The organism is Sphingopyxis sp. (assembly GCF_050725655.1).
Classification (GTDB): Bacteria; Pseudomonadota; Alphaproteobacteria; order Sphingomonadales; family Sphingomonadaceae; genus Sphingopyxis.
This window is the reverse complement of sequence record NZ_JBOHHT010000014.1, coordinates 1-21,852: the sequence shown is the minus strand read 5'-3', so window position 1 is coordinate 21,852 and position 21,852 is coordinate 1. Positions and strand designations below refer to the sequence as shown.

General features: G+C 66.3%; 24 protein-coding genes. 10 read left to right on the top strand and 14 right to left on the bottom strand.

Annotated features, from left to right (window positions below; all coding sequences use genetic code 11):
- Positions 1-217 precede the first annotated feature (217 nt).
- From leuC to ACREBX_RS01775, 5 genes are all read left to right on the top strand, one after another.
- Complete coding sequence (leuC, locus tag ACREBX_RS01795; RefSeq protein ID WP_431560042.1) at positions 218-1,648, top strand: 3-isopropylmalate dehydratase large subunit; 1,431 nt, start codon at positions 218-220, stop codon at positions 1,646-1,648.
- The gene (leuD, locus tag ACREBX_RS01790) at positions 1,645-2,253 is read left to right on the top strand and encodes a 3-isopropylmalate dehydratase small subunit (protein WP_431560041.1); all 609 of its coding nucleotides are present in this window, start codon (positions 1,645-1,647) and stop codon (positions 2,251-2,253) included. The genes leuC and leuD overlap by 4 nt, the downstream gene beginning before the upstream one ends.
- A gap of 12 nt (positions 2,254-2,265) precedes the next feature.
- On the top strand, positions 2,266-3,261 hold the full coding sequence (locus tag ACREBX_RS01785; RefSeq protein ID WP_431560043.1) for an NADPH:quinone oxidoreductase family protein: 996 nt from the start codon (positions 2,266-2,268) through the stop codon (positions 3,259-3,261).
- Between the two features lie 65 nt (positions 3,262-3,326).
- Positions 3,327-3,542 (top strand): DUF167 domain-containing protein, encoded by a 216-nt coding sequence (locus ACREBX_RS01780; protein WP_431560040.1) that lies wholly within the window; start codon positions 3,327-3,329, stop codon positions 3,540-3,542.
- Between the two features lie 72 nt (positions 3,543-3,614).
- On the top strand, positions 3,615-3,911 hold the full coding sequence (locus tag ACREBX_RS01775) for a hypothetical protein (RefSeq protein ID WP_431560039.1): 297 nt from the start codon (positions 3,615-3,617) through the stop codon (positions 3,909-3,911).
- 39 nt (positions 3,912-3,950) lie between these two features.
- On the opposite strand, the gene sdhA is transcribed toward ACREBX_RS01775, so the two are convergent.
- The 6 genes from sdhA to ald form a co-directional block, all read right to left on the bottom strand.
- Positions 3,951-5,753: a succinate dehydrogenase flavoprotein subunit gene (sdhA, locus tag ACREBX_RS01770; RefSeq protein ID WP_431560038.1), complete on the bottom strand. Its 1,803-nt coding sequence runs from the start codon at positions 5,751-5,753 to the stop codon at positions 3,951-3,953.
- Position 5,754: 1 nt separating this feature from the next.
- Positions 5,755-6,162, bottom strand: coding sequence for a succinate dehydrogenase, hydrophobic membrane anchor protein (sdhD, locus tag ACREBX_RS01765; protein ID WP_431560037.1), 408 nt, complete (start codon positions 6,160-6,162; stop codon positions 5,755-5,757).
- On the bottom strand, positions 6,162-6,536 hold the full coding sequence (gene sdhC, locus ACREBX_RS01760) for a succinate dehydrogenase, cytochrome b556 subunit (RefSeq protein WP_431560036.1): 375 nt from the start codon (positions 6,534-6,536) through the stop codon (positions 6,162-6,164). Before sdhC ends, sdhD begins: the two co-directional genes overlap by 1 nt.
- A 182-nt stretch (positions 6,537-6,718) precedes the next feature.
- Complete coding sequence (locus ACREBX_RS01755) at positions 6,719-7,786, bottom strand: alpha/beta hydrolase family protein (protein WP_431560035.1); 1,068 nt, start codon at positions 7,784-7,786, stop codon at positions 6,719-6,721.
- 40 nt (positions 7,787-7,826) lie between these two features.
- Positions 7,827-8,069 (bottom strand): hypothetical protein, encoded by a 243-nt coding sequence (locus ACREBX_RS01750; protein WP_431560034.1) that lies wholly within the window; start codon positions 8,067-8,069, stop codon positions 7,827-7,829.
- Between the two features lie 20 nt (positions 8,070-8,089).
- Positions 8,090-9,205, bottom strand: a complete 1,116-nt coding sequence (ald, locus tag ACREBX_RS01745) for an alanine dehydrogenase (protein WP_431560033.1) — start codon at positions 9,203-9,205, stop codon at positions 8,090-8,092.
- A 157-nt stretch (positions 9,206-9,362) separates the two neighbouring features.
- Here ald and ACREBX_RS01740 point away from each other — a divergent pair, with 157 nt between their 5' ends.
- The 5 genes from ACREBX_RS01740 to ACREBX_RS01720 all read left to right on the top strand — a co-directional run bounded on the left by ACREBX_RS01740 (position 9,363) and on the right by ACREBX_RS01720 (position 13,667).
- Positions 9,363-9,863 (top strand): Lrp/AsnC family transcriptional regulator, encoded by a 501-nt coding sequence (locus ACREBX_RS01740; protein ID WP_431560032.1) that lies wholly within the window; start codon positions 9,363-9,365, stop codon positions 9,861-9,863.
- Positions 9,864-9,967: 104 nt separating this feature from the next.
- Positions 9,968-11,320 carry a methyl-accepting chemotaxis protein gene (locus ACREBX_RS01735; RefSeq protein WP_431560031.1) on the top strand — a complete coding sequence of 451 codons (1,353 nt, stop codon included), beginning with the start codon at positions 9,968-9,970 and terminating at the stop codon, positions 11,318-11,320.
- 54 nt (positions 11,321-11,374) lie between these two features.
- On the top strand, positions 11,375-12,067 hold the full coding sequence (locus ACREBX_RS01730; protein ID WP_431560030.1) for an SDR family NAD(P)-dependent oxidoreductase: 693 nt from the start codon (positions 11,375-11,377) through the stop codon (positions 12,065-12,067).
- A 4-nt stretch (positions 12,068-12,071) separates the two neighbouring features.
- A complete protein-coding gene (locus tag ACREBX_RS01725) occupies positions 12,072-13,043 on the top strand; it encodes a 50S ribosomal protein L11 methyltransferase (protein ID WP_431560029.1) in 972 nt (323 codons plus the stop codon).
- 195 nt (positions 13,044-13,238) lie between these two features.
- A complete protein-coding gene (locus ACREBX_RS01720; RefSeq protein ID WP_431560028.1) occupies positions 13,239-13,667 on the top strand; it encodes a hypothetical protein in 429 nt (142 codons plus the stop codon).
- Positions 13,668-13,669: 2 nt separating this feature from the next.
- Here the strand turns inward: ACREBX_RS01720 and phhA are convergent, their stop codons facing one another.
- From phhA to ACREBX_RS01680, 8 genes are all read right to left on the bottom strand, one after another.
- Positions 13,670-14,542 carry a phenylalanine 4-monooxygenase gene (phhA, locus tag ACREBX_RS01715; RefSeq protein WP_431560027.1) on the bottom strand — a complete coding sequence of 291 codons (873 nt, stop codon included), beginning with the start codon at positions 14,540-14,542 and terminating at the stop codon, positions 13,670-13,672.
- A 39-nt stretch (positions 14,543-14,581) separates the two neighbouring features.
- A complete protein-coding gene (locus ACREBX_RS01710; RefSeq protein ID WP_431560026.1) occupies positions 14,582-15,202 on the bottom strand; it encodes a molybdenum ABC transporter ATP-binding protein in 621 nt (206 codons plus the stop codon).
- On the bottom strand, positions 15,192-15,887 hold the full coding sequence (modB, locus tag ACREBX_RS01705) for a molybdate ABC transporter permease subunit (RefSeq protein WP_431560025.1): 696 nt from the start codon (positions 15,885-15,887) through the stop codon (positions 15,192-15,194). Before modB ends, ACREBX_RS01710 begins: the two co-directional genes overlap by 11 nt.
- Complete coding sequence (modA, locus tag ACREBX_RS01700) at positions 15,887-16,651, bottom strand: molybdate ABC transporter substrate-binding protein (RefSeq protein WP_431560024.1); 765 nt, start codon at positions 16,649-16,651, stop codon at positions 15,887-15,889. Before modA ends, modB begins: the two co-directional genes overlap by 1 nt.
- A gap of 7 nt (positions 16,652-16,658) precedes the next feature.
- Positions 16,659-18,011, bottom strand: a complete 1,353-nt coding sequence (locus ACREBX_RS01695) for a PepSY-associated TM helix domain-containing protein (protein ID WP_431560023.1) — start codon at positions 18,009-18,011, stop codon at positions 16,659-16,661.
- A 14-nt stretch (positions 18,012-18,025) separates the two neighbouring features.
- Positions 18,026-20,050 carry a TonB-dependent receptor family protein gene (locus ACREBX_RS01690; protein ID WP_431560022.1) on the bottom strand — a complete coding sequence of 675 codons (2,025 nt, stop codon included), beginning with the start codon at positions 20,048-20,050 and terminating at the stop codon, positions 18,026-18,028.
- 69 nt (positions 20,051-20,119) lie between these two features.
- Positions 20,120-20,524: a hypothetical protein gene (locus tag ACREBX_RS01685; protein ID WP_431560021.1), complete on the bottom strand. Its 405-nt coding sequence runs from the start codon at positions 20,522-20,524 to the stop codon at positions 20,120-20,122.
- A 65-nt stretch (positions 20,525-20,589) separates the two neighbouring features.
- Positions 20,590-21,759, bottom strand: a complete 1,170-nt coding sequence (locus ACREBX_RS01680) for a sterol desaturase family protein (protein WP_431560020.1) — start codon at positions 21,757-21,759, stop codon at positions 20,590-20,592.
- Between the last annotated feature and the right edge of the window lie 93 nt (positions 21,760-21,852).

Here is a 21,852-nt window from a genome sequence, read left to right as displayed (position 1 = left end):
GGCGAAGGCCGGGGCCCAGGGCGTCATCGGGCGACCGTGGCTTTTCAACGCTCTGGACCCCGGCCTTCGCCGGGGAACAGCCGCTTACATGTCGCAAGGGGATAATCGCCGATCAAGGCAGAGGTGACGAAGGAAAGGGCAAGGGGTTCGCGACCGAAAATTGCGTTTTTGATCGCCACTCGCTTGCATTGTTATGCCACAGGCTTAAGTGAACCGCATGACTCGGCCCCGCACCCTTTATGAGAAAATCTGGGACGCGCATGTCGTCGAACAGCGCCCCGATGCTACTTGCCTGATCTTCATCGACCGTCACCTTGTCCATGAAGTCACCAGCCCGCAAGCATTTGCCGGACTACGCGCGAACGGGCGCACGGTGCGCCGTCCCGACCTGACGCTGGCGGTGCCCGATCATAATGTGCCGACGACCGCGCGGCTCGATGCGGCCGGCAACAAGCTGCCGATCGCCGACGCCGAAAGCGCGGCGCAATTGGCGGCGCTCGAAAAGAACGCGCCCGAATTCGGCATCCGCTACATCGACGCGGCCGCGCCCGAACAGGGCATCGTCCATGTCGTCGGGCCCGAGCAGGGCTTTTCTCTGCCCGGCACGACGATCGTCTGCGGCGACAGCCACACCGCCTGCCACGGCGGCATCGGCGCGCTCGCCTTCGGCATCGGGACGAGCGAGGTCGAGCATGTGCTCGCGACGCAAACCTTGCTGCTCCAGCCGTCGAAGACGATGGAAGTGCGCGTCGAGGGCGAGGTCGGCCCCGGCGTTTCGGCGAAGGACATCATCCTCCACATCACCGGCGTCATCGGCGCCGCGGGCGGCACCGGCCATGTCATCGAATATACGGGCAGCGCGATCCGTGCGCTGTCGGTCGAGGGGCGGCTGACGGTCAGCAATATGGCGATCGAGGGCGGCGCGCGCGCGGGCCTGATCGCGCCCGACGAGACGACCTTCGAGTACACCAAGGGCCGCCCCTATGCGCCGAAGGGCGCCGACTGGGACGCCGCGGTCGCCTATTGGAAAAGCCTCGCGACCGATCCGGGCGCGACCTATGACAAGACCGTCGTCATCGACGCCGCCGACATCGCGCCGAGCGTGACGTGGGGCACCAGCCCCGAGGATGTCGTGCCGATCACCGGCGTCGTCCCCGCCCCGGGCAGCTTTGCCGACCCGTCGAAGCAGGCGGCGGCGGCCAAGTCGCTCGCTTACATGGGCCTCGAACCCGGCACGCGGATGCAGGATGTCGAGGTCGAGAATATCTTCATCGGCAGCTGCACCAACAGCCGCATCGAGGACCTGCGCGCCGCCGCCGCGGTGCTCAAGGGCCGGCACAAGGCCGACAATGTCAAATGGGCGATCGTCGTCCCCGGATCGGGGCTGGTGAAGGCGCAGGCCGAGGCCGAGGGCCTCGACCGCATCTTCACCGACGCGGGGCTTGAGTGGCGCGAACCCGGCTGTTCGGCGTGCCTCGCGATGAATCCCGACAAGGTGCCCGCGGGCGAGCGCTGCGCCAGTACGAGCAACCGCAATTTCGTCGGCCGCCAGGGGCCGGGCGCGCGCACGCACCTCGTTTCGCCCGCGATGGCGGCGGCGGCGGCGGTGACGGGCAAACTCACCGATGTGCGGGAGCTGATGGCATGACCCCGCTCGACAAGGTCGAAGGCCGCGCGATCCCGTTCGGGCTCAAGAATGTCGATACCGACGTGATCATCCCCGCGCACTGGCTCAAGACGACGACGCGTGAGGGCATGGGGCGCGGGGCGTTCGAAAGCCTGCGCGCCGATCCCGACAATCTGTTCGACAGCGCCGATTTCAAGGGCGCGCCGATCCTGATCGCGGGGGACAATTTCGGCTGCGGGTCGAGCCGCGAGCATGCCGCTTGGGCGCTCGGCGACCTTGGCATCCGCGTCGTGATCGCGCCCAGCTACTCGGACATCTTCTCGGGCAATGCGGTTAAGAACGGTATCTTGCCCGTTGTGCTGCCTCAGGCGGCGATCGACCGGTTGATGGAGGTTGCGACAACCGATCCGGTCTTCGTCGACCTCGAGCATCAGACGGTGACGACGCAGTTTCAGGACCGCTTCGGCTTCGAGATCGACCCCTTCCGCAAGATGTGCCTGCTCGAAGGGCTCGACGAGATTTCGCTGACCGAAAAGAGCGACGCGGCAATCGGCACCTATGAGAAGAAGCTTGACGCCGATCGGCCGTGGATGCGTCCGGCGGCACAAGGTTCAACGAACACATAAGAGGAGAAGATGATGAAGGCTCTCTTGTCGACCGCAACCGGCGGCCCCGAAACGCTCGAGCTGGGCGAACTGCCGCGCCCCGCCGCGGGCAAGGGCCAGATCGTGATCGATGTGAATGCCTGCGCGGTCAACTTCCCCGACGTGCTGATCATCGAGGATAAATATCAGTTCCGCCCCGAACGCCCCTTCGCCCCCGGCGGCGAAGTCGCAGGGCTGGTCGCCGAAGTCGGCGAGGGCGTGACCGAGTTCAAGGTCGGCGACCGCGTGATCGCGGGCTGCGGCAATGGCGGGATGTCCGAAGCCGTCGCGGTGTCGGTGCACAATGTCTATCATCTGCCCGAAGCGCATGATTTCGCCGCGGGCGCCTCGCTGCTGATGACCTATGGCACCAGCATCCATGCGCTGATCGATCGCGGGCATATCGAGGAAGGCGACACCTTGCTGGTGCTCGGTGCATCGGGCGGCGTCGGCATTGCCGCAGTCGAGCTGGGCAAGGCATTCGGCGCGCGCGTCGTTGCCGGCGTGTCGAGCGAGGAAAAGGCCGAAATCGCACGTCAGGCGGGCGCCGACGAGGTGGTCGTCTATGGCCGCCAGCCGTTCGACAAGGACCAGTCGAAGGAGCTTGCGAACAAGTTCAAGGAAGCCGTTGGCCCGAATGGCGCCAATGTCATCTATGACGCGGTCGGCGGCGATTATGCCGAGCCCGCGCTGCGTTCGATCGCATGGGAGGGCCGCTACCTCGTCGTCGGCTTCCCCGCCGGCATTCCCCGCCTGCCGCTCAACCTCACCCTGCTCAAGAGCTGCGACATCGCGGGCGTGTTCTGGGGGGCATTTGTGGCCCGCGAACCCGCGCGCAACCGCGCCAATATCGCGCGGCTGTTCCAGTTGTGGGAGCAGGGCAAGATCAAGCCGCGGGTGACCGAGAGCTTTGCCCTCGCCGACGGCGGCAAGGCGATCGCCAAGCTGGGCAACCGGACGGCGGTCGGCAAGCTGGTGGTCACCGTCTGAAATATCGGCCCGACCCGGCGCTGACCGGGGCGCTCAACGCACTCGCCGCATCAGGACGGATCGAAGTGCGGGTAACGCCCGGCGCTCGTCACGACGAGATCAGGGTCGAGGACGACGAAACCGTGCATATCCGCGTCACCTCCCCGCCCGCCGACGGCGCCGCGAACGACGCGGTGCTGCGCCTGCTCGCCGCGGCGCTTGGCCGCCCGCCGCGCGATTTGACGCTGCTTCGCGGAGCGAGCGCGCGCATCAAATTGATCGGGATTGCGACGAGCCGATAGCGCCGGATTAACCAATTGGCAGGGGCTGGGCGCTATAGCCGCGAGCAGGACTAGCTGGGCCAAGGTGGATCAATGGCAAAACGCCGATCGACAAGCGAAGAGGGGGACGCGAGTATCGCGAATATTTCGCGTACCCGCCGCGCGCAGCTTGTCGCCGAATTCGAAGGCGAGCTGGGCATCGACCATAAGGCCCGCGCCAGGGCCGAAGAGGCCGAGCGCCGCTGGATCGCCCGCAAGACCTTTATCGTCTGGACGATCGCGGTGATGTTCTTTGCCATCGCGTGCCAGAAGCTGTGGATCATGGGCAACGACGTCGATGTGCCCTTTTCCGACCTCAACCCGGTCCGAGATTTGCTCGGCGACGAGTGACACCCCGGCTTTCACCGGGGCGACGGGCGAGGCCCTACCTCAGTAAACGCGCGCCTTCGGCTTGATATATTCGACATCGTCGGACAACGTATATTCGTGGACCGGGCGGTAATCGAGGCGGACACCGCCGCCCTTTCCGCCCCAGCCGTCGAACCAGCCGATCGTGTGCTTCATCCAGGTCGCATCGTCGCGGTTCGGGAAATCCTCATGCGCGTGGGCGCCGCGGCTTTCCTTGCGGTTGAACGCCGAATGCATCGTCACCGTCGCCTGGCTGATCAGATTGTCGAGTTCGAGCGTTTCGATGAGGTCGGTATTCCAGATCAGGCTGCGGTCGGTGACGTGGATGTCGTTCATCCGCTGATAGGTCCTTGTCAGCTTTTCCTTGCCCTCGGCCATCAGCTCGTCGGTGCGGAACACCGCGGCGTGCGCCGACATCGCGCGCTGCATCTCGGTGCGGATCTCGGCGGTCGGCGAGCCGCCATTCGCATTGCGGAAATGGTCGAGGCGGCCCAGCGCGAGGTCGGCGCTGTCCTTGGGCAGCGGCTGCTGCGCGGCGCCTGGGGTGATGATTTCCTTGAGGCGGTGGCCGGTCGCGCGGCCGAAGACGACGAGATCGATGAGGCTGTTCGACCCCAGGCGGTTCGCGCCATGGACCGACACGCATGCGGCCTCGCCGACCGCAAACAGGCCGGGGACGACGGTGTCGGGGCCGTCCTTGCCGAGGGTCACGACTTCGCCGTGATAGTTACAGGGAATGCCGCCCATATTATAATGGACGGTCGGCACGACCGGCAGCGGCTGGCGCGTCAGGTCGACGCCCGCGAACACCTTGCCGCTTTCGGTGATGCCGGGAAGCCGTTCGTGCAGCACTGCCGGATCGATATGATCGAGGTGCAGGAAAATATGGTCCTTGTGCGGACCGACACCGCGGCCTTCGCGGATTTCGAGCGCCATCGAGCGCGACACGACGTCGCGCGACGCGAGATCCTTGGCCGACGGGGCGTAGCGTTCCATGAAACGCTCGCCTTCGGAGTTGGTCAGATACCCGCCCTCGCCGCGCGCGCCCTCGGTGATGAGGACGCCGGCGCCGTAGATGCCGGTCGGGTGGAACTGGACGAATTCCATGTCCTGCAGCGGCAGGCCGGCGCGCAGCACCATGCCGCCACCGTCGCCGGTGCAGGTGTGCGCTGAAGTTGCAGTGAAATAGCTGCGGCCGTAACCGCCGGTTGCGAGCACGACGGCCTGCGACCGGAAGCGGTGGATGCTGCCGTCTTCGAGGCACATCGCGATGACGCCGCGGCAGGCGCCATTTTCCATGATCAGGTCGAGCGCGAAATATTCGACGAAGAAGTCCGCGTCATACTTCAAGCTCTGTTGATACAGCGCGTGCAGCATCGCGTGGCCGGTGCGGTCGGCCGCGGCGGCGGTGCGCTGGACCGGGGGGCCTTCGCCCATATTCTGCATATGGCCGCCGAAGGGGCGCTGATAGATCGTCCCGTCGGCATTGCGGCTGAACGGTACGCCGGCGTGTTCGAGTTCGTAGACCGCGTTCGGCGCCTCGCGCACCATATATTCGATCGCATCCTGGTCGCCGAGCCAGTCGGAGCCCTTGACGGTGTCGTACATATGCCATTGCCAATGGTCGGGCGAATTGTTGCCGAGGCTGGCGGCGATACCGCCCTGCGCCGCGACGGTGTGGCTGCGCGTCGGGAACACCTTGGTGATGCAGGCGGTCTTGAGCCCCGCTTCGGCGCTGCCCATCGTGGCGCGCAGGCCCGATCCGCCGGCGCCGACGACGACGGTGTCATAGATATGGTCGATGATCTTGTACGCTTCGGTCATGTCACATGCCCCCCGGAGCGAGCCCGGCGGCGGGCGCCAACGCGATACGGATAATGGCAAAGATACCGTAGGCGGCTCCGCCGATCGCGTAGAAGTTGAGAAGGACAAGCGACAGCAGACGCGTCGCCTCGCCATGGACATAGTCCTCGATCAGCACCGTCAGGCCAAGCCGCAGGTGCCAGAAGACGCTGACCACCATCAGGACCAGCGCGAGCGCGACGGTTGGGTTCGATGCCCAGCGAAGAACCGCGGCATGATCGCTGAGCGGCAAGCGGATCAGCGAAACGAAAAGGAAGCCGACGAGCAGGATGTTGGCGAGCGCGGTCAGCCGCTGTTGCAGCCAATGCTGCGAGCCGTGCCCCGACGAACCCAGTCCGCGGACCTTGCCCATATGCGTGCCATTGCCCATCAGAGTGCCTCCGCCATGATATAGAGCCAGGTCACAGCGGTTGCGAGCACGCCCGCGACAATCACGGCGATCGACCAGATCTTGTTGGTCTTCAGTTCGTAACCGGCACCCGTATCAAGAACGAAATGGCGCAGTCCCGAGAAGAGATGCTGGAAAAAGGCCCAGGTCAGACCGACAAGTACGACCTTGCCGACGATATTGGTTATCTGGTGAACGATGCCGACTTCGGTGCTGGGATCGTGCCAGACGCAGGCGAGGAATGCAGCATAAGCGTCAGGGCCGGCCGCGAGCGCGCCAAGCCACCAGAGGAACATGCACGCGCCAACAATCGCGAGACCGTCACCGCTCGCGCGATGAAGGATCGAGACCGCCATCGCGGGGCTCCATTTATATACCTGCAGATGCGGGGAGCGCGGACGCGCGCTCGGTTCGTTGCCAGCCATATCAGCCCTGTCTTGACTCTAAACGGTCGATGCGGTGCCGGTTAAGCCTTCCCGCCGCGATATGCAATTGCTTAGGAGCATAGGCAAAAAAATCGCCGCTTTCCGGGATATATTCAGCCCGCCACGAACCCGTTGATCGCGAGCCAGCTTGCAAGAATGGCCATATATTCGGGCGAATCCGGTCGTTCGGTGCCGTCGTGCTTGGGATCGAGCGAGATTTTCTGATCGGCCGACATCTGCATCGCGTGATCGGCGCCCGCGATGCTGCGCACCGTCAGTTTCGGCATTTGCGCCGTGACGGCCTTCAGGCGCTCGACCGAGACGGCGACCGGCACCACCGCATCGTCGGCGCCATAAAGAACGAGCGTCGGCACGGTGACCGCCGACAGATTCTTCAGCGGATCATTCTCGATCTCGCGGCGCCAACCCGAAACGGCGCGGTCGCGTATCGTTTCGCCCATATAGGTATATTTGAACCACGGCTGCGCCTTTGCCGCATCGATCATTTTCTGCGCGGCCTCGCGGTTGGCGGTTCCGCGCATATAGTCGTCGACCGCCTTTCGCGTCGCAGTCATCTGGTCGATCTCGGCCTGCGAATGGCCGTTCGCCCTCAGGTGGTTGGTCGAGGAGAACAGCATCTGCACGTCCGCGGTGACGACCGGCGCCGAAACCGCGATCACGAAGGCGATGTCGGCGCTTCGCGACGCCGCCAGCGGCGATACCCAGCCGCCCTGGCTCAGCCCCCAGGTCCCGATCCGCCGCGCATCGATGCGCGGGTCGCCCTTCAGGCTCTGCGCCGCCGCAATGGCATCGGCGGCGAGCACGGCGAAGTCGCCGCCGGCCGTCTTCGTTCCCGACTGGCCCGAACCGCGCCGGTCATAAACAAAGACAGCGATGCCGAGCGCAGGCAAGGCGGTCTTGAGATGATCGTAAAGCGACGCGTCGCGGAGCGGCGACGACGCGCTGTGCGTTACGACGACCGCGGCCACCGGCCTGGCACTCCGCGGCAGGATGAGCGTTCCCGACAGCTCGGTGTCGCCGTTCATGAAACGGCGATCCTCGGTGACGATTTGCGTCGTCGCGGGTGCGGTCCACGGGAAAGCGGGCGCGGGCGCCGCAACCGCCGACTGGAACGAGGCGAGCCCGGCCATGAGAGCCCAAAGGGCGGTGATCATGCGCATCGAAGAACCCCCGGCCCAGCCGCGGGCGCGGGGGGATGCCTCACTTGATCTTGCCGCGGTTCGCGTAGAGCAAGGCCGCGATCACTGCGGCCGAGCCGATGCCAAGCCCCGCGGCCGCCGCGGTCTTCCAGCCGCGCTTGCCCTTGGCCGCCTCCTCATCGGCGGCCTGCGCCGCCTCGGCGGCTTCGCGCTGCTGCTGGCGCTCGCGCGCGGCGCGCAGCACTTCATTTTCTTCGTGCTCGTCGTCGTCTTGCGGCGGGGGAGGTGGCACTTGGTCGGTCATCGTCTCTCACTGTCCTTTTGTCAGGCGAGCGCCTGTTCGACAGGCACATAATCGGTTCCGATCGCTTCGGCTACGGCTTCGAACGTCACCTTACCATTCCAAACGTTCAAACCCTGCGCAAGATGCACGTCGCGTTTCAAAGCCTCTTTCCAGCCCAGATCGGCGATGCGCAGTGCGTGCGGCAGGGTGACGTTGTTGAGCGCATAGGTGCTGGTGCGCGCGACCGCGCCGGGCATGTTGGCGACCGCATAATGGACGATGCCGTCGACGACATAGGTCGGATCGGCGTGGGTCGTCGCGTGGCTCGTCTCGAAGCAGCCGCCCTGGTCGATCGCGACGTCGACGAGCACCGAGCCGGGGCGCATCGTGCCAAGCATCTCGCGCGTGACGAGCTTCGGCGCCTCGGCACCCGGGATCAGCACCGCGCCGATGACCAGGTCGGCCTCGGCGACGCATTCGGCCAAATTCGCGCGGTTCGAGAAGCGCGTCTTGGCGCGCGCCTCGAAGAAGGTGCCGACGCGTTCGAGCACTTCGGGATCGCGGTCGAGGATGGTGACGTCGGCGCCGAGGCCCGCCGCCATCTGCGCCGCGTTGAAACCGACAACGCCGCCGCCGATCACGCAAATCTTGCCCGGCGCGACGCCCGGGACGCCGCCGAGCAGCACGCCGCGGCCACCGTGCGCTTTTTCGAGCGCGGTCGCGCCCGCCTGGATCGACATGCGGCCCGCGACCTGGCTCATCGGTTTCAGGAGCGGCAAGCCGCCGTGCGGGCTGGTGACGGTTTCGTAAGCGATGCAGACCGCGCCCGACGCCATCAGGTCGCGCGTCTGGTCGGGGTCGGGCGCGAGGTGGAGATAGGTGTAGAGGATCTGCCCGGGGCGCAGCATCGCGCGCTCGACGGGCTGCGGCTCCTTGACCTTCACGACCATTTCGCAGGTCGCGAAAATCTCTTCGGCGGTCTGCACGATCTCGGCGCCCGCCTCGACATAAGTGCGGTCGTGTGCGCCGATCCCCTCGCCCGCGCCGGTCTGCACCAGCACGCGGTGCCCGTGGACGACGAGTTCGCGCACGCTTTCGGGGGTCAGGCCGACGCGATATTCGTGATTCTTGATTTCCTTGGGGGTGCCGATGATCATGATCGCTCTCCGAATAGGGATGTCATCGACGATCGACAGGTGCCGCCGAAAACTTTCGGCGCTTTTAGCAGAAATGCATCGCGAGGTGCTTGCATATCCTTTGCGGATTCGCGACATACTTGCACGATTTTTGCGTGAAATGGATCGATGGCGCACAATGATTGACCGGATCGACGTCAAGCTGCTCGACTTACTGCAAAGGCAAGGTCCGCGGCCCGCGGCCGAACTTGGCGAGGTGGTCGGCCTGTCGGCATCGGCGTGCCACCGGCGCATTCGCGCACTCGAGGCCGCGGGGATCATCACCGGCTATACCGCGCGGCTCAACCCAGAGAGCATCGGGCTGGGGCTCGACGTGTTCGTCGACATCAGCCTGACCTCGCAGAGCGAGGAGGCGCTGACGGCGTTCGAGAGCGCGGTGAAGAGTTTCGACGAGATTCTCGAATGCCAATTGCTGTCGGGGGCGTCGGATTACCGGCTGCGCGTCGCGGCGCGCAACGTCGCCGATTTCGACCGGTTGCACCGCCACTGCCTGTCGCGGCTGCCCGGGGTCGCAGCGATGCACAGCGCCTTTGCCCTGCGCACGATCAAGGCGTTCGAGGGTTATCCCGTCTCCGCCGCGTCGGCGGGCGCCGAGGGCAAGACCTCGGCTTGGGGTTAACACCACTTTTACCATTTCTATCGCATATCCCGTTCACCAGTTTCATGGGACGCATGCGGGCGGCAGACCCGCGCGCCTTTTGGGTCGATCAGGGAAGCAGGACCATGGTGAAGGAAAATCCGATTCATAAGCAGCAGATCGATCCGGTGCCGATGGCCGATCGCTTTCCCTATTACGACCTCGACGGGCGCCTTGCCGCCAATGCGACGGAAATTCACGGCATCATCGCCGGGCGCGAGGAAGCAATCGCCGCGGCCTATTGGAATGCGTTCAATGCGCTGCCCAGTGTCGACCGCCGCGTCGAGGGCGAATTGTTCGAATCCTATGTCCGCGGTAGCGCGCGCCACACCGTGGCCAAATATGCCGACGCCGCGGGCCAGGAGGTCGCGACGATCGCGTGCCAGAATGCTCATATGGCGCGGCGCGTGAAGCTACCGCTCGCATCGGTGATGTCGTGCATCGCCGAAAGCCAGCGGCTGACCATCGAATATGTCGTCGAAGCCTGTTTCGGCGACGCCGAACGGCTCGCGCGGCTGACAAGCGCGGTGAACCGCCTTGCGCTGCTCGAATTCGACATCATGCACCGCTATGCCAAAAAGCTCGACCGCGCCGTGATCTCGAGCGAGCGGCAGACACTTGCGGGCGATTTCGACCGCTCGATTGCGTCGCTGGTGCAGGACACCGACGGCGTGCGCGAGCAGCTGGCGAAGCAGGCCGCGTCGGCCGACATGGCGGCGAAGGGCATGATCGCCAAGACGAGCGAAGTCGCCGCGGCGTCCGAGCAATCGGCGATGGCGATGCGCGAAGCCGCCTCGACCGCCGCGGGCCTGATCCGCGCGATCGAGGATGCACGGAGCGAAGTCGAAGCCTCGGCCAGCGTCGCGACGCGCGCATCGGAGCAGGCGGGCGAAGCCGTCGCGATGTCGGCGACGCTGTCGCACCATGCCGAATCGATCGAGTCCATTTTGGGCCTGATTCGCGAGATCGCGGGACAGACCAACCTCCTCGCATTGAACGCCACGATCGAAGCGGCGCGTGCGGGCGAATCGGGGCGCGGCTTTGCCGTCGTCGCGCAAGAGGTGAAGAGCCTCGCCAACGAAACCGCGCGCGCGACCGACGATATCGCGGGCAAGATCACCGCGATCCAGCAAGCGACGCGCGGATCGGTGAGCGCCAACCAGTCGATCCAGGCGACGATTGTCGAGGTGCAGACCTCGGCGCAGCGCATCCGCGACGCGATGGATGCGCAGGCGCAGACCGTCACCTCGATCACCGCCGCGGTCGACGAAACCGCGCTCGCCGCCGATTCGATGTCGTCGACGATCGCGAGCATCCGCAACGATTCGGGGATGGTCGCGAGCGAGATCAGTGTGTTGAGCCAGGAATTCGCCAAGATGGGCGGGCGGTTGCAACAGCTCGAACAGGCCGCGAGCGAATTCAGCCGCCGCGTGGCGTAACACACCCGCTTCCCCCGCTTGGCAAGCTCTGCCCCGCTGCCTAAGGCTGGGGCCATGAACACGCATATCCTGATCACCGGTGCGAGCCGCGGCATCGGCGCAGCGATCGCCGACGCTCTCACCACCGATGCGACGACGGTCGTCGCGCTGTCGAGCGCCGACGGCGACCTGTCCGATCCCGCGACACCCGACCGGCTGTGGCAGGCGAGTCTCGACCGGCTGGACGGCCGCATCGACGTGCTCGTCAACAATGCCGGGGTGTTCGAGGACAACCCGCTGGGCGACCCCAACGCCGACTGGCTCGCGAACTGGAACCGCACGATGCAGGTCAATCTGACCGCAAGCGCGCAGCTCTGCCGCCATGCGGTGCTGCACTGGCACGAACGCGGCGTTCCCGGCCGCATCGTCAATATCGCGAGCCGCGCCGCCTATCGCGGCGACAGCCCCGCGCACTGGCATTATGCGGCGTCGAAATCGGGGATGGTCGCGATGACCAAGACGATCGCACGCGCCTATGCCAAGGACGGCATCCTCGCCTTTGCGATCTGCCCCGGCTTCACGATGACGGGCATGGCCGAGGAATATCTGTCCAGCCGCGGCGGCGAGAAACTGCTCGCCGAAATCCCGCTCGGCCGCGTCGCGATGCCCGACGAGGTCGGCGAAATGGCGCGCTGGTGCGCGCTCGATGCGCCCGCGGCGATGACCGGCGCGGTGCTCGACGTCAACGGCGCGAGCTACGTCCGCTAAGACGATGAGCTGGATCGTCTCCCTCCCTTGCACTCGCGACGAAGCCGAAGCGCTGTCGGGCGAAATTCCCGAACTCGATGCCTCGTCCGAGGCGCCGGTGGTGGTGACACGCGAGATCGACGAGGATGCCGGCGAATGGCAACTCGACGCCTATGTCGATACCAAGCCGACGCCCGCGCTGCTCAAGATATTGCAGGCGCTGATCCCGAGCGCGGCGGGCAAGAAGCCTGTCGTCGAAGAGTTGCCCGAAGAGGATTGGGTCACGCTAAGCCAGCAGGGGCTGGAGCCCGTGCAGGCGGGGCGCTTCTTCGTCCACACGAGCAGCTATGCCGACCGCGTGCCGACGGGCACCACCCCCTTCCTGATCGACGCGAGCCAGGCGTTCGGCACCGGCGGGCACGACACCACGGCGGGCTGCCTGTCGATGCTCGACCGGCTCGCGCGGCAAGGCGCGAGCCCGCGCAATATTGCCGACATCGGCACCGGAACGGGCTTGCTCGCCTTTGCCGCGATGGCGCTGTGGCCGCGCGCGAAGACGATCGCGTCGGACATCGACCCCGCGAGCATTTTCGTGACGCGCGACAATGCGGGCATCAACAATGTACCGCTCGGACGCGGCGGCGGCGGGCTCGCGCTCGCCGTGGCACCGGGGACCAATCACCCGTCGATCAAACACCGTGCGCCCTATGACCTCGTCATCGCGAACATCCTCGCGGGACCGCTGATCACGCTGGCGCCCGACATCGCCGCGGTGACGGCGCCAGGCGGTCATGCGATCCTCGCGGGACTGATCGCGCGGCAGATGGAGCCGGTGCTCGCCGCATACCGCGCGCAGGGCTTTCGCCTCGCCGGGCGCGGCGGCAGCGCCGAATGGCCGTGCCTGCTCCTCATCAAGCGCCGGCGTTACGGCTGGCGCCGCAAGGAACGCGCGTTCCACCGCGCGAGCCCGTCGGATGCAAGCTTCGGCAGCTGGTAAGCTAAACGCTGGAAATATAGCGGCGATTTGCTAGCCTGGAGCAAGTCATCGGGAGAAATCGGCCATGAGCCCGCTTGCCGCCCTAGCCCTGCTCGCCGCCGCGCCCGTTGCCGGCGACGATCCCGACGCGATCATCGTCACGGGAACACCCGTCACCGCCGCAAGGCGCCCGATCAGTTCGCCGAGCTGGCGCCGGTGGCACGCGACCGCGTTCTCGACGGCACGGGCGCGATCCGCTGGTGGTACACGACGCGCGACGAAAGCCGCGACGGGATGCCGATCAGCGACTTTTACGTGAAGCTCTATAACAGCAGCATCGTCAGCACGCAGGTGGTGCGCGCGCTCCAGTCGGCGACCGTCGTGATCGACGTCGAACAGGCCGACGGCGCACCGCTCGATTCCGTCGCCGCCTATGCCGCGATGGTCGCGCTCGCCGAGTTCCGGAGCAATCCTCCGCCACCGAAGGATTCGATCCTGGGGCTGTTCGACGGCGAGACGGAACGCCGCGAGCTGTCGAGCCACGATGCGGCGCTGCTGCGCGGAATCTATGCCGTGCCGCCCGACCGCGAAGCCTATCAGCAGCGGCGCCAGCTGGTGTCGACGGTCCGCAAAAGCGGCGAGTGAAGTCAGCCGCTCTTTGCGAGCGCATAGTCCTGCGTGCCGCGCGTGATCACCTCATCCTCCGGCAGGAAGTCGGCAATCGGGATCGGCGGCAGTGCGGCATTTTTGGTATAGAGCGGCGCGAAATCGGTGTTGACCGTCGTGTCGAGCAGCTGATCGAGGCTGTCGATGACGAAATAATTCTGCTGGAAATCGTCGATCCGGTAATCGGTGCGCATCACGCGCGCGAGGTCGAAGCCGATGCGGTTCGGGCTGTCCGAATCGAGCGCGAAGACGCTCTCGGCAAAAGAGGAGACGATGCCAGCGCCGTAGATGCGCAGGCCCCCGGCTTCGCGGATCAGCCCGAATTCGACGGTATACCAGTAAAGTCGCGCGAGCTGTTTCAGCGCGTCGAACTTGAGGCTGCGCAGGCCGCCTTCACCGTACGCGACCATATAGTCGGCGAACACCGGGTCGGCGAGCATCGGAACATGGCCGAAGACATCGTGGAAGACGTCGGGTTCCTGCAGATAATCGAGCTGCTCGGGGGTGCGGATGAAATTGCCCGCCGGAAAGCGGCGGTTCGCGAGATGGTCGAAAAAGACTTCGTCGGGAACGAGCCCGGGCACCGCAATCACCTGCCACCCCGTCGCGGCCATCAGCCGCGCATTGAGTTCGCGATAATCGGGAATGCCGGGCTTTTCGAGGCGTAGCACGTCGATACCGCGCAGAAAGGCGTCGGCGGCGCGGCCGGGCAGCATGTCGGACTGGCGCGCGAAGAGACGGTCCCACATCGCATGCTCGTCGGCGGTGAAGGCGTCCCAATTTTGCGAAATCGTCCAGTCGGCCGCGGCACCCGGCGGCGGCGTGTCATGGACGTGGGTAAACTGGCTTTCCATACGGCCGCTTCTATCATCAAAATGGTTTCAAGTGAAACTTTATTCGCCAATCTCCACCACCGAGGTCGCGAGCCGGTCGATCTCGGCGCGGTCGTGGCTGACGTAGAGGATCGGCAGTCTGAGCTCGTCGCGAATCCGCTCGATCACCACCATGGTATCGCCGCGCCGCGCGGTGTCGAGCGACGACAAGGGTTCGTCCATCAGCAGGATTTCGGGTCCAGCGAGCAAAGCGCGACCGATTGCGACGCGCTGCGCCTCGCCCCCCGACAGGCTGTGCGGCCAGCGATCGAGGAGGTGGCCAATGCCGAGGAATTGCGTCGCCTCGTCGAGGGTCATCCAGCGATGCGCCGGCGGCACGATATCATGGCCATAGGCCAGGTTCGCGCGGACACGGCGATGCGGGAAGAGCCGCCCGTCCTGGAACACATAACCGACGCGGCGCGCCTCGGGTGGCAGGTCGATCGCACCGTCGAACAGCGTGCGGTCGCCGACGCGAATATGCCCTCGGTCGGGCCTCAGCAATCCCGCGACCATGTTGAGGATGCTCGTCTTGCCTGCGCCCGATGGGCCGAACAAGGCGGTCAGGCCGGGACCGGCGGTGAAGCGCGCAGCGATCGGCCGGTCGCCGAGACGCTTGGTTACGTCGATATCAATCGCCATGGCGCTGCCTTTCGCCATGGGTGCGGCGTGCGAGCCATTCGGACAGCACCAGCGCGCCAAGCGACAGCGCGACCGAAAGCAACGCGAGGCGCGTCACCATCGCCTCGCCGCCGGGCACCTGCAGCGCCGAATAGATGGCGAGCGGCAACGTGCGCGTTTCGCCCGGGATGTTCGAGACGAAGGTGATCGTCGCGCCGAACTCGCCGATCGAGCGCGCGAAGCCGAGGACGAGCGCAGCGAGCACACCGGGCAGCGCGAGCGGCAGGCTGATCGTCCAGAAGCTGTGCCAGGGGCTGGCGCCGAGCGTGCGCGCCGCGCCCTCGAGCCGCTGGTCGATACTCTCGATCGACAACCGCATCGCGCGCACCATCAGCGGCAACGCCATGATCGCGGCGGCGAGCGCAGCGCCGGTCCAGCGGAACATCAGGCTGACCCCGAACCAGCTTTCGAGCCAGCGGCCGACGGGGCCGAACGGGCCGAAGGCGATCAGCAGCAGCCAGCCGGTGACGACGGGCGGCAGGACGAGCGGCAGGTGGACGAGCGCGTCGAGGACGACGCGGCCTGGGAAACGGTAGCGCGCGAGAACCCACGCGAGCGCGAAGGCAACGGGGAGCGTGACGAGCACGGCAACGCCGCCGACCTTCAGCGACAGCGCAACGATGCCCCACTCCTCCGGTGACAGCATCAGGGGGCCGAAAAGCCGTGGCGGGCGAAGATCGCGCGGCCCTGTTTCGACAGCAGGAAGGCGCGGAAGCCCGCGGCGTCCCTGCTCCGCGACGCCTTGAGCAGCGCGACGGGGTAGCGGATCGGCGGGTGGCTCGATGCGGGGAAGGTGCCGACGACGCGCACCGCTTTCGACGCGCGCGCGTCGGTCGCATAGACGATGCCGAGCGGCGCGGCGCCACGTTCGACGAGCGCCATCGCGGCGCGGACATTCTCGGCGGGGGCAACCTTGGTCGCGACGCCGGCCCAGACGCCCAGATGCGTGAGCGCGGCCTTGGCATATTTTCCCGCGGGCACGGCATCGGGATCGGCGAGCGCGAGGCGGCCGGTGCCGAGCGCCTTGGCCAGCGCGAAGCCGCGCGCCGGGGTCAGCCGGACCGTGTTCGATGCGGAGGCGATCAACACGAGCCGGTTGCCAAGCAGGGTCGTGCGTGTGCCAGCGCGGAGGAGGCCGGCCTTGGCGACCGCGTCCATCCACTCCTCGTCGGCCGAGAGGAAGAGGTCGGCGGGCGCGCCCGCAATGACCTGCCGCGCGAGTGCCGACGAGGCGGCGAAGGAGAGGACGGGTTTGGCGTGCCCCTTCGCCGCCCAGGCGTTCGCCGCCTCGGTCAGCGATTCCTGCAGGCTGGCCGCCGCGAGCACCACCGGACCGCGCTCCTGCGCGAACGCAGTGGGTGCAAGGAGCAGCGCGATGAGCAGGGCGAACAGGTGGAGAGTGCGGGCCATGGGCAACCTATAGCCGCGCCGGGGCCTTCGCCGCAACGCCGAGCCAGCGCGCCGCGCGTGGCAACCGCGGCAGCACCAGCCGCTCGGCGACCCAGAGGAGGATCAGCGAGGCGGCGAGCAAGGGAAGGAGCGCGGCGAGGATCAGGATCAGCGCGGCGACACCCTTGAGCTTTGCCGGATCTTGCGCGGCGGGCGGCGCACCGAGCGCATCATCTGGCCTGCGGCGCCGCCACATCAGGAAGCCCGAGATCGCGAGCGTGAACAGCGCGAGCGCGGTCGCGACGCCGATCAGCTGATTGGCGAGGCCGAAGAGCTGCCCCTCGTGCCACGCGATGCCATAGCCGACGGCGCGGTCGATGGCGTGCTTTTCGGCAAAACCACTGCGCGCGACTTCGAGGCTCGTTTCGGGGTCGTAGCTGACCTTGCGGACCAGCGGGCGGTTCTGGGTGAGCGTGGTCAGCGTCCACACATGGCCGTTCGGCGGGCCGAAGGCGTTGGGCGCGCCGGGCGGCTGGAGGATCGCGGGGGCGGGCATATATTCGCTGCGGGCGCGGAGGAGGATATATTCGAGGCGCGCGCGCGGCGGTGGTCCGGCCGGCGTGGCCTGCGCCATCGCATGATGGTCGTGCGCGGCGTGCGGATCGGCGCCGCCCTTCCAGTCCTGCACTCCCGACACCCAGCCCATTTCGGCGCGCACCGTGCGAAAGCCGCTGGCCCAGACGTCGGTCCATGGCAGCGCGGTAAAGAGCAGGACGAGCGCTAGGCCCGAAACCCAGAAACCGATGACGGCATGGAGGTCGCGGAGCGCCGCGCGCCCGCCCTGCGACAGGCGCGGCCAGAGGACCCCCGCAAGCCCGCGCCCGCGCGGCCACCAGAGGTAGAGGCCGGTCAGGATCATCACGATCGCCCAGCTCGCGGCAAGCTCGACGAGCAGGTGGCCGGTGCGGCCGATCAACAGGGTGCCGTGGATGCGCGATAGCCAGGCCGAGATTCGCTGGTCGGGGTCGGCCGAGTCGATCACAGCTCCTTGAGGCGACACCGCGACGTCGCGCATCGCGCCGCCTGGCAGGCCAAGGTGGACGACCGCGGCGTCGCCCCGTGCTTCGGGGATGCGGTAATAGTGAAAGCTGGCGCCATGATTGGCGGCGAGCGCGGCGGCGACCTGTGCATCGGCATCGACTGCACCCGCCGCCGGCAGGCCGCGCCATGCGCCCTCCTGCCACCGGTCGAGCTGCGGCTTGAACAGATAGGCAGCACCCGTCGCCGACAGGACAAGCAGGAAGGGGATGACGAACAGCCCGGCGTAGAAATGCCAGCGCCAGATCGTGCGATAGAGCGGAACCCGGTTGATGTCGGTCATCCCCTGCCCTTCCCTTAGAAGCGCGCGCGGATACCGGCGGAGACCGCGCGGCGTTCGACGGGGTAATAGATCGCCGACCCTGGCTGGACATTGGGCGGCGTGACGATGATCGCGGCGCTGATGTCGCCGATCGCTTTCTTGCCCGTGACATTGCGAACATCGATAAAGGCGTCGACGCCGTTCGCAATCGTCGCGCCGCCGGTGATGCCGATCAGCGCGTAGCCGGGGGTTCGCACCTGATTGCGATAGTCGGCAAACGGGCCGTCGGGGACCCATTCGAGGTTGGGAGAGACGTGCAGCGCATCGGTGCCGAGGCGGAGTTCGGCGCGGTAGGCGTGCTTCGGGATGACCGGCAGGCGGTTGTCGCCGAATTGTGCGTCGCCCCGGAAGCGGAAGTCGCTGTAGGCGTAGACCTGCCGCAAGCGCAACCAGTCGGTCGGTGCAAGATCGAGCCCGGCCTCGATACCCTGATGCAGCGTGCGGTCGGCGTTGAAGGTCGCGGCCGGGATATTGCTGTTGGTCGTGAACTGGAGCAGCTCGCCTTTCAGCGTCGAGCGGTAGAGCGCGACGTCCCAGCTGGCGAAACCGACCTTGCCGCGCGTGCCGATTTCGGCGGTCCAGGCGCGTTGCGGGCGTATGCCCGAAACCACCGTGCTCGTCGGCGGAGTGCCGATCGTCTGGAACACCTCGCCGAAACCCGGAAATTCGGCCGAGCGGCTGTAGTTGGCGAAGAGCTGGATGTCGGCGGCGGGTTCGAACAGCAGGCCGATTTTGGGCGAGAAGGCATCGAAGTCGATCCGGCCGTCGGTTGCGGGGGTGGCCGAAAAATTGACGTGGCGCTGGCGCCAGCCGTCGGCGTAGACGCCGCCCGCGATCAGGGTCAGCGCGTCGACGGGACGCACGCGCACTTCGCCATAGAGCGTCGCGGTCTGCGCCTTCTGGTCGGCGTCGAAGGACAGCGCGCCGCGCCGGCCGCCGTTGTTGACGAACTGACGCGCGTCGGTGCTGCCGCGGCGGATTTCACCACCGAACGTAACCTCGACCGGGCCGGTCGCATAGTCGGCGCGGAAAAAGGCGCCGACGTCGACCGACTTCTGATCGATGAGCTGGAAGATCGGGTGATGCAGCGACTTCGCATTGACAAAGCCGCCGACGTCGAGCGTGAGTGCACCCCAGTCGAACCGCGTGCGGTTCTGGAGGCGCAGCGAGTCGATGTCGCGTCCCTGATCGCCCGCGACGGCGCCAGCATTGGCCTTGCGCGGCGTCGTCAGCGCCTCGGCCATCGTCAGTGCGCCGGGGATCTGCTGGTCGATATTGTTGATGCTGGCATAGAAGCGCGTGCTCACCACATCGCTGAGCTTCAACCCGACATTGCCCTGAAAGCGCAAGCTGCGGCGCCCGGCATGGTCGCGGTCACCGTCGGAACGGTCGGCGCTGATCGCACCCCACGCATCGACGCGGTCGCTCGCGACACCCGCCGAGACGAGCCCGCGCACGCTGTCGAAACTGCCGACATCGCCGCGCAGGTAAAGGCCCTCGGCAGTGCGTCCGGTCGGGGTCACGCCGTTGATCGCGCCGCCGAGCGTGCCCGACCCGAAGCGCAGCGCGTTGGCGCCGCGATAGACTTCGAGATGATCGAAGAAGATCGGTTCGAGTTCCTGAAAATCGCCATTGTCGTCGGCGAGGTTGATCGGCACGCCGTCCTGGAGCAGCGTGAGCCCGCGCATGTGGAAACCGCGCGACAGGCCCGAGCCGCGGATCGAAATGCGCACCTCCTGCCCGTAGCGAGGCTGGAGGTAGACGCCGGGCGAGAAGGCGAGCGTGTCGCGGAGCGAGACGACCGATTTGTCGGCATAGTCTTCGTAGGAAACGATATCGGTGCCGCCGGGCGTTCTTGCCGCGCGTTCTTCGGCGGCTTCGGTTGCGGTGGGTGCGGTAACAATAATAGTCGTATCGGCCTCGTCGGCATGGACGGGCACGGCGACAAGGCAGCTGGCAAGCGCCAACAACGGCGCCGCCCCATGGACACGGGTTTTCATTGGTTTTCCTTCGTTGAATGCAGTCACGGGCCGCGCCGCGCCAAAGCGCGGGCTGCCGGTCGGTCTGGATCAGGCGAAGGCGGGTGGTCCGGTACTCGGCGGGAGCGGCGAGGCGATGCCTGGCGCATAGCCGAGCGATCGAACCGCGACGGGGACAGGATCGGCGGCCATCGCCGCCGCGGCCAGCACGGGCAGGTCGGGAACGATCGGCGCATTGGCGAGCGCGCCCCATGGGCAATGCAGCTGCGCCTCGCCGGCGTTATGATCGCCGGCCTTTTCGTCAACCTTTTCGAACTCGATCGTCATCGTGCCACCGGGGTTGGCGGGGTCCGAACAGATGCGCACGGTGATCGACCCACCGCTGCCCGATTCGATCATCCAGCCCGGCGCGACGAGCACCCGCGCAGCAAGCGCGAGCAGCAGCGGCAGGAGCAGCAGGATGCCGGGTCGGCGAAAGGCGGCGAGCAGGCTCACGCTGCGCGCCTTATGGTGCGCCCGCGATGCTGGCAAGCGGACAGATTGCCCTATGCCGCCCCGGGCTATTCGGCGGGTGTCTCGTCGGTCTTCTTGCCGGTTCGCGTCCAGGGGTAGAGGAACTGGCCCCAATAGCTGCGCGGCACCTCTTCGGGGATGCCATAATTTTCGGGCCAGCGGTCCGTGGGCAGATGGAAGGTGCCGAACAGCTTGTCGATCCACGGAAAATGGATCGCGAAATTGACGTCGAACGCCTCGCGCTCGAGCCCATGATGCCAGTGGTGGAACCGCGGGGTCGCGATCCAGTGGCCGAGCCGGTTGAAATTGCCGCCGACATTGGCGTGGAGCAGCGACGACCAGACATAGACGAAGCCGATATACGCCTGCATCACCGACGGCGCGAAGCCCAAGGTGAAGAGCGGCAGCGAGGTTATCGAGCGCAAGAGGATGATCTCGACGAAATGCATCCGTGAGCCCGCGAGCCAGTCCATCGATTTGGCGCTGTGGTGCACCGCGTGGAAGCCCCAGAGGAAGGGGTAGCGGTGGAAGGTGCGGTGGAACCAGTATTGCGCCATGTCCGACGCGACAATGACGATCAGGAATTGCACGATCCACGGCAGCGAGGCGACGGCGGCGCGGAACGCCTCCCAATTGCTCGTATTCTCGTTGATGATCGTCGAGGGCGCGAGCGCGAGGAAGCCGAGCACCTGCACGAACATCGTGCTGACCAGATAATAGAAAAGATCCTCGCGCCATTCGATGCGGAACAGGCGCTGGGCGCGGCGGTGCGGGAAGGCACGTTCGAGCGGCGCGAACATGAAACCGGTGACGAGCAGGTTCACGACGAAGAAGTCGAGCCCAAAGAAGATGCCCCAGTCGCGCGTCTCCTGCGGCTGGACGTTCGACCCGCCGACCAGGATCGCGGCAAGCCCGATCATCAGCGCGGTGAGGCCGAGCGCCTTGCGCGGACGGAGCAGCAGGCTGAGCAGCGACAGCCCATAGCTAACAAGCAGGACCCCGTGCACGAGGCCGCGAAAGCCGCCCCAATTCTTGATGATCTCAAGCTCGGGCGTCGCAAACCAGTCGGGGAAGCGGAGCGCGACCACCATGAAGAAGCCGGCGATCGCGAACAGCAGGCCGAAGAAACCCGACAACCAGCCGCTGCCGAACCGCCGTACTTCGGTGTGCGATTCGAGATCGCTCATCAGATTGTTCAGATAATCACGCTTTGCCATCGAGCCCCCTCACAGCATTTCCGGTGCGCCGTCTGTGATGGCGCGCACGCTCCTTACTATCCTCCCTGTGGCGAAGCCATGGGGAGGTGGCAG